This is a genomic window from Leifsonia sp. GW821-FHT13C09, from assembly GCF_058806435.1.
Genome location: NZ_JBXAPS010000030.1, coordinates 1 through 2,376 on the forward strand (window position 1 = coordinate 1; position 2,376 = coordinate 2,376).

Sequence of the window (2,376 nt, forward strand, 5' to 3'; positions counted from 1 at the left end):
TTCCTCGAAGGAAGATCCCGGTGGCCACGCTGACGTTTACTGGCCGGGATCGTTACACCACTCTACGGGGCACTACTACTTCCGCAGCATTTCGTAGACCTCATCGTCGTAGGCGCGGGTGCGCTGGAGGTCGGCGTCCCAGAAGGACACCCCGGAACGAAGGCGATCGGCGACGTGCCCGATCCTGTGATCGCTGATCGGCCCGGCAGGTGTCGGACCTTGACCAGGAATTCCCCCATACAATGCTCCCCCTCGGCCGAGCCCAGGGCTCGACCGACCCCTTCGAGCGAGCAGGCCCCGCAACGCCCACGGCACGGAGAAAGGATGGAGCCGGGAGGCCCCGAAGCGTGGGATCGGCTGAACCCTGGGGCACCATGCGCGCCAGCCCCCTCTTGCCTGCCGTCGACTGGAAGAGCCCCACGACCGGCTCGATCTGGCCGGCGCATGCTCGAGCGGTACGGCAAGTGGAATACGGCAAGCTCTTCAGTCGGTGGGCGGCGGCCGGGTGTGGGAGCGTCTGATCGACGAACTGACGAAGGATTGAGACACTCAGTACCTGATGCTAAGCTCGACCGTGGTGCGAGCTCACAAGCAGGCGACGACAGGCCGGGGTTCCAGCACAGAAAAGAGTGGCCTCAATCCGGCTGTGGGGCGTCCCCGAGGCGGACCTTCACTAAGGCGGTGTGGGGTGCCAGTTGGGGACGAAACCTGGGCCCGGCCCGTATCTGTCGGCCGGACCCCATCTCCCGCAAGCATCAGGCCGCTGGGATCTTCCGCGACGGGTTCAGCAATTGGGGCCGCCGAGCGACCCATGGCAGCGCCCCTTCCAACTGCGCGGCCACCTGAAGGAGGAGGTCCTCGCGTCCATAGGCCGCGACGATCTGCACCCCAATCGGCATCCCATCGCTAGACATGCCGATGGGGAGGGAGATAGCCGGCTGCCCCGAAACGTTGAAGGGAACGGTGAAGGCCAGCATCCGCAGACTGCCCGAGATAAAGGCGGACTGACGCCCTTCCAAGTCGGTTCCCTTGGCGAGCATGAGTTCCCCAATTTCCGGCGTCTGACGCGTTACAGTCGGCAAGATCAGGAGGTCCCAACCCGCCTCCCACCAACGCTCCACCTTCCCAGCGTAGTATCGAAGCTCGTCCACGCACGCGGCGAAGGCGCGCCCCGTGACTTGGTCTGCGCGTTTGACCATTTCCCAACTGGTCCACTCAACGTCATCCTCCGTCAGCGGCCGGCCGATCAGTTCTCCGTTGCGTTCGATCTCTCGCGCGATCACGACGTCGGTGATCGGCGAGAGGTCCTTGAGGAAGGACCGATCGCCGAGCGCCTCTGGGTAGGCGTCGTTCACGTCATGGCCGAGCGCGGCAAGCGCCGCAGCGGCGCCCCGTGCCGCCGCGGCGCATTCCGGATCCAGAGCGAAGTCGCCAACGGGGTTGTGGGTCAGGACCCCCACGCGGAGACTGCCCGGATTCTCGCTTATGCCCTGGGCGTAGGGCCGTGACGCTGTCGGTGCGCAGAACGTGTCGCCCGGCCGATGGCCGCTGACGACGTCCAGTAACGCCGCGATGTCCCGCACGCTTCGCGCAAAGAGGCCTTCATGGGCGGTTCCTGCGACGTTGTCTGAATCAGTGACCAAGGGGCCTGGGGATATCCGCCCACGCGTCGGCTTGAGGCCGACGACGCCGCAGACGCTGGCAGGTATGCGCACGGAACCTGCCGCGTCATTGCCGTGCGCAACCGGTGACAGAGCCGCGGCTACCGCAGCCCCTGAGCCGCCGCTGGATCCGCCAACCGACCGTCCGAGGTTCCAAGGGTTCCGAGTGGCGCCCCACGCTTCGGGCTCCGTCGTTATCTGGTTGCCCATCTCCGGTGTATTCGTTTTGCCGAGCAAAACGAACCCCGCCGCGCGCATCCGCTGCACGAAATAGGCATCGTGGTCGGCTCTGTAGCCGGACTCTTTCATGCCTTTGATGCTGGACGTGTTGATATCGCCTTGGCTCACGACGGTGAGGTCCTTCAGAAGATAGGGCACGCCAGCGAAGGGCCCGGAGGCCAACTCGCTCTCACGCCGCGCCTTCTCAAAGAGCGGGATGATGACGGCATTGATCTCTGGGTTCACAGCTTGGACATGAGCGATCGTCGCCTCCAGCAGTTCGGTCCGGCTTATCTCTCCCGAGCGCACGAGTTCGGCCTGGGCCGTCGCATCCTGCCAAAGGTCCACCTTGCTCACTGTCGCGCTCCTTCTGCTGGTCTAAGCCGCGTGGACAATAACCTACCGCGACAGCTCCGGCGGGTCAAGTCCCGTGGAGTGGTGTAACCGTTTCGTGATCCTTCAAGGATGTGGGGGCTAGTTTTCGTTGTGATTGCAG

Annotated in this window: 1 protein-coding gene; it reads right to left on the reverse strand. The window is 64.5% G+C overall.

Annotation, left to right across the window (positions count from 1 at the left end; all coding sequences use genetic code 11):
• Positions 1 to 755: 755 nt before the first annotated feature.
• Positions 756 to 2,237 carry a 6-aminohexanoate-cyclic-dimer hydrolase gene (gene nylA / locus AC1ROW_RS22170; protein WP_234001864.1) on the reverse strand — a complete coding sequence of 494 codons (1,482 nt, stop codon included), beginning with the start codon at positions 2,235 to 2,237 and terminating at the stop codon, positions 756 to 758.
• Between the last annotated feature and the right edge of the window lie 139 nt (positions 2,238 to 2,376).